General features: G+C 65.8%; 5 protein-coding genes. 1 reads left to right on the top strand and 4 read right to left on the bottom strand.

Annotation, left to right across the window (positions count from 1 at the left end; translation table 11 throughout):
- Positions 1–118 precede the first annotated feature (118 nt).
- On the top strand, positions 119–1,384 hold the full coding sequence (locus AB0M20_RS25845) for a hypothetical protein (RefSeq protein WP_364302389.1): 1,266 nt from the start codon (positions 119–121) through the stop codon (positions 1,382–1,384).
- Positions 1,385–1,870: 486 nt separating this feature from the next.
- Here AB0M20_RS25845 and AB0M20_RS25840 read toward each other — a convergent pair whose 3' ends face one another.
- From AB0M20_RS25840 to AB0M20_RS25825, 4 genes are all read right to left on the bottom strand, one after another.
- Complete coding sequence (locus AB0M20_RS25840; RefSeq protein ID WP_364302387.1) at positions 1,871–2,443, bottom strand: hypothetical protein; 573 nt, start codon at positions 2,441–2,443, stop codon at positions 1,871–1,873.
- 413 nt (positions 2,444–2,856) lie between these two features.
- Positions 2,857–3,078 carry a hypothetical protein gene (locus AB0M20_RS25835; protein WP_364302384.1) on the bottom strand — a complete coding sequence of 74 codons (222 nt, stop codon included), beginning with the start codon at positions 3,076–3,078 and terminating at the stop codon, positions 2,857–2,859.
- A 37-nt stretch (positions 3,079–3,115) separates the two neighbouring features.
- A complete protein-coding gene (locus AB0M20_RS25830; RefSeq protein ID WP_364302382.1) occupies positions 3,116–3,838 on the bottom strand; it encodes a hypothetical protein in 723 nt (240 codons plus the stop codon).
- 3 nt (positions 3,839–3,841) lie between these two features.
- Positions 3,842–5,308, bottom strand: a 1,467-nt coding sequence (locus tag AB0M20_RS25825) for a hypothetical protein (RefSeq protein WP_364302380.1), incomplete at its 5' end; no start/stop codon positions are given.

Genomic DNA, 5,308 nt, shown 5'->3' with positions numbered 1-5,308 from the left:
AAAAAAGGCTTGATCTGATTAGACCAAGCCTTTTGATAGTGTTATATTAATAAACAAATAAAAAGAAGTCGCTCACCCACCGACCAAAGTTTGTGCGGCAACCTGCGATGACGTACTCCTGATCTACTACAGCGGCCACGGCATCACCGCGAACAACGGATCGCTGCTGATGTGCGCCCGCAACACCCGAACCGACCGCCGGCTGACGACGGCCGTCAGCGCCGAGACCATCACGCGAATGATCGACCACAGCGCCGCGGCCATAACGATCATCATCCTCGACTGCTGCTACGCCGGCGCGTTCAAAACGGGTGACGTGGCCGCCGAGCTCGGCGGACGCGGCCGGTACGTCCTGGCGGCAACGCGGTCGCATGACCGTGCCCCGGACGCCGAACATGGCACCGGCTACAGCCGCTTCACCGCCCACCTGCTACAAGGACTTCAGGGCGCGGCGGCTCAGCCCGACGCCGAGTTCGTAACGGTCTCCGACCTGTACCACTACCTCCGCCGCCGGATGGCCGAGGACGGCCCGTTCATCCCGCAACGGCGTTTCGACGGCGACAGCGACCCCGTCCTCGCCCGCATCGGGCCGGAACGACACCACGACACCGCCGTTCCGGGTGCTGTGGCCGGCACCGGGTCTCAGCCCGCTAGCGCCACACCCGAAGGCGCGCCACGACCGCAGCGACGGCGCCGGCGGGCGATCGTCACTTCAGCCGCAGTGGCCGCCACGGCGTTGGCGCTGACGGCGCTTGTAGCTGCGGGTCTGCCCGGTCGCTGGCACGCAGACGGACCTGCGGGAACAGGTGGCCCGACGGACACGCCGACACCGGTCGCCAGCGCCGGCACCGATCCACCCAATTCAGTCGCACCCAGCCCTCCGATGGCCGGTCCAGCATCGACGCGGCCGCCTTCCGGACGCCAAGGAGCACCGGTGGTCCCGACGACACCAGCCACACTTACGCCGAGCAGCAAGGCCAAGAAGAGCCCTGCGCAGTCGGGGACCATCTCGTCACTTCGAGCCGGCGCAAAGGTCAGGAACTGCGAGTACTTCTCCGGCACATCTCATCTGGCCGCCGGCCAATCGCTGATTCTGGTCATCTACACCAACAGTGACCCCCAGAAGTACGCACAACAAGTCATCAACTGGGACAAGCCGCAGACACTGAACTCGTGGCGGGGAATTCAATGGTTCGGCAGCGCCTCACCAGGCGACAGGTATTCGGTAGAGCTGATGGCCGTGGACCTGGAGACGTCCCGTGCCGTCAAAGACGCCGACGCCGACGTCGCCGCCAACAACCTCGTGCCACGCGCCACTCCACTGGCCATCATCGAGGTCGAGAAAACGGACGGAGATCCGGACAACAGCTGCCCATGGCAATGACGGCGCCCCACCCGCAGTCGCCCTCGAGAACCATCCGAGGCACCAGCGGACCACGGCCGTGGTTCCGGTCAACGGCGCAGCGCAGCGATCGCCCCGACGGTCACAAGAAACGCAAATGAGCACGGAATTGCCGGCGAGGTTGGGCCAGGAGGCGGCGGCCGGCCCACGGATGATCGACGCGTCGACCCTACGCCGGGGGATCGAGCACCATAATTCGGCCTTATGATGTCGCCGCGTCGCTGACGGCCATAACCCGTATTACCAAATGGTGCCACGCGGTCAACCAGGACGGCCTGAAGACCGCAAGCCCATTCTACTGCTGTACGAGATGGCCGCCTTCGCGTCCACACACCGGGGCAGCAACCGGGCACGGCAAGTTACGCGTACGGGCACGGTTGACTGACACGGACGTCGCGACGCTCTACGCCCGAGCGGCCGGGTGACCCAGCAGAACAGGGACGACCTGTGACGGAAGTGTCACAATCCCTACCCTTCCTCGGCCGAGCCATCCGAGGTATTTGGGCCGGACACGTCGACGTCCGCGTACCGGACGATTTCGGCTACCAAGCCGAGCGCGACCGCAAGTTCCGCAATCGACACCGCGAGGAACGGCCACTCCCAGGGACCGTTAATCCAATACACGATGATCGCCGCAGCGGCCGGCGCGGCGAACGTTCCCAATTCGACGACCATCTGAATGATCTTGCGATGCTTTCGGCATCGGTCCGACCGGTGTGTCGTCTCCCAAGCAAACGCTGTCCCGCTGCTGTCCAGCTTGGGTGCGAGGTAGCCCCTCAGGTAGTGACCGATCGCTGTCACCTTCTCGTCATTGACCAGATAGGTCCAGCCGAGCACAGTACTGACCGGGGGCAGCATCAGGAGTAGGTTAGCGTGCCCCTTGGCCGTCAGTGCTGCGGTGACGACGGCGGCCATCGACGCGAGGGTGACATAGATAAGGTTGTCGCGAAACCCGATGCGGGCTTTCTGCTCATCTTTGAGCCGTTCGTATTCGGTGAGCAGCAGCTGGCCAACGGTCGGGCCGGGGTCCGTGCCGGTCATGCGACTCCCTAGAAGAGCGGCGATCGGGGCGAAGCGAACCACCTGTTCCGGATCTTCGAACCGAGCCGGCCGACCGCACCGTCAGCGATCATCGGGACTTCAGCCTCGGACCTCGCAGCGGCCGCCGTCAGCCTCGGCCCGATCACAGCCGCTCGGGCGCCGGCATCCGTCGCAAGCACACTCAAAGGGCGGCGATGGCGGCGTTGCGTTGGAAGGAGGCCTGTGGCGGGTGCGGCAGCAGGGCGCAGGTGGTCACGCAGGGCAGCTTGGACGTAGAGCAGGCCCGGTTACTAGAGGTGTCGACGAAACCGGCGTATTAAGTGCGGCTGGGCGTGGGTTGCCGAGGCGGGGCCGAGGCGTTGACCAGACGGCAAAGAGCCGCCACCGACACGGCCGTCGAAAGACGGCGAAGGTCACTGCTTTCGTGCGCCACCGGTAGCCTGCGGGTGGCCGCCGCGAGGGGTCAGCGGCTGACACTCGGCGAGCAGCGCACGCACGTAGGCGGCGGCCACGACCGAGGCGTATCCGCGCCAGAGCCGGGTCGTGTTCGCGTCACCATAGTCGCTGATGCCACGCACCACGAACCATTCCCGGCCACCCGCGAAGCCGGCGCTGCCGATCCCTTTGCCCTCCATCTCCATGGCGATCAGTTGGTGAGTCGCGGCCAGTTCGTCACGGACCCGCGCTGCGCAGCGACCGGTCCGCGCTGCCGATTACGCCATGCCGGACCTGCGGACGCGTTGCCGGGAATGGGTCCGGACGGCCGAAGGCGGGAATTGCCGTCACTGCGCGGTCGATATGGGGCTCCCACGGCCGGTCGCCGCGGATCTCCACGGCTTCGAGGTACCGAGCGAGCCGCACGAGCAGCGGTGAGGGCAGCGGAAACGGCTGCCGAGGCTGCCGTCCGTCGTCGCGCTCCACCACGTGGTCGTAGTCGGCTATCCCCCACGTCGCCACGACGATGTCGCCGAGTCCCACATCGCGTTCGGGCCGGTCCGGCGCTGGCACGCCGCAGGCGATCCCACACATGATGACGGTGTCCACGCTGGGGAAGCTGCGGATCAGGTTGGCGCAGGACTCGGCTGCAGCGGTGTTTCCCGTCTCGCCGAGCAGCGTCAGCACCACCTCGTGCGGACGCTGTTCGTCCCGGCTCGGCATCGCGCCTAGGACGTACTGGGCACGGTCGCCGCCGATAGTGGACGGGCTTCGCGCGTCGTCCAGGAGCACGCTTGCCGCCGCGAACTCCTCCGGAAGAGCGGTCACGATCCCGAAGACAGGCCGGGCATGGTCAACGCTGTCGGCCGATGCGGCGGGCAGGCTCAGATGGTTGCCGTTGCCGATCGACACAATTTTGGCGCTGACCTGTCCGTTGATGGTGAACGTCTGATCGTGCATCGCTTACCCCTCACCGCGGCCCGGGTTGCCAAACGTATTGTTGTTGCCGAAACCCACCATGTCAGCCCGCACGTTCCCGACATTCCAGTTCTGGATCTGGTTGATCGTCACGGCCGTCTCCAGCTGATCGGGATCGATGCCGTGGGCTTGGAGGTACGTCTTGATCGACGTGACCAGTCGATCGCGCAATTGGTCGTTGATGCGGATCAGGTCCCGGATCGCGAAGTGGTCGAACTCCTCCGGCGTCCGCCAGCTCACACCCTCGCGAATCGACATATCGGCACCGAGATCGTAGAACCAGCGGCATCGTACGGCCAGTCGCCAATAGACGCGCGTGGACTGCCGCGCACCCCAGGCGAGCACCCGCCGTACGCAGCGGACGGGACTGCCGAACACCGCTGACGGAATGTGAATCGTCCACAACCGCATCGCGCGCCAGATCTGATCCCGCAGATTGAGCGGCAGATCGGCAACCAGCGCCTCGACATCGGGGTGCACCGGTGGAATTACGAGCGGCACGAACTCGATCGAGAGGTTGCCATCCTGGAGCAGCGGGCGGACGAATGTACAGACGCCAATTTCTCCATCGCGGCTGATTTCCTGCAGAAAGAAGTAGACCCGCTGGTCGTCTGCGCGATCCGGATGGCGCAGTTCCTCGGACAGGTACTCCCAATCAACATGCTGAAGCGGACGACCGTCCGCGACGAGCGGGGAGTCCCAGGCGATCTTCCGTCCGTCGACGTAAATTCGGTGCCCGGCTGCCAACTGCCGGGACGCCGTGCTCGCTACGGCGGTCTCCACGATGAATTGGCCCTCAAGCCACTCATGGAATGCGACCACATCAAACATCTCGAATGTGTCGTCGGTTGCGGCCGGCGGCCGGCGGTGAACGTCGACATCGAGCTTCCAGGGCCGGACGACAAACCCGTTGCCCACGAATGGCGCCGACGCCCGCTCCTCGGAGTACACGACCACCTCGGCGCCTGCCAGGCCCTCGATCCGCTGCTCCAACCGTCGGTGGACCGGGGGCGCGAGGTCACGCGGCTCGGGCGAACCTTCGGCGACGATCGCCGCCGCCCGTCGGTGCGCCACGGCGGACTCGGCGATGACGACCACTCCACCGATCACAAAGCCGAGCAGCACCATCGCGGCGCAGTCCCAGAGCGCCGCCTGACTCATCACCAGTGCGAGGGCGAGTATCGTCGCCAAAACCAGGCAGGCGACCCACCGCAGCGGGCCTGGTCGCCTACGGTCCCACTTGTTGCGCCATGCCCAGCCGACCATGGCCTTGAGCCCCCGAGCCAGCAGCCGGCGTCCGGTGCACACCGCGATGAGAAGCGCCACCGCCGCGACTGCCAGGCGGAAGCCGAGGAGGTGGGACAGTCGTCCGATCCCCGCACAGATCACCACTACCGCGATGAGGCAACAAGTGATCTCCCGGACCAGCCGTAGCCGCCGCGAGGCTGCGGC

Origin of the sequence: Actinoplanes sp. NPDC051633 (assembly GCF_040681735.1) — a bacterium.
Classification (GTDB): Bacteria; Actinomycetota; Actinomycetes; order Mycobacteriales; family Micromonosporaceae; genus Actinoplanes.
Note: the sequence above shows the minus strand (reverse complement) of the source record. Positions and strands in the feature narration are given on the sequence as shown.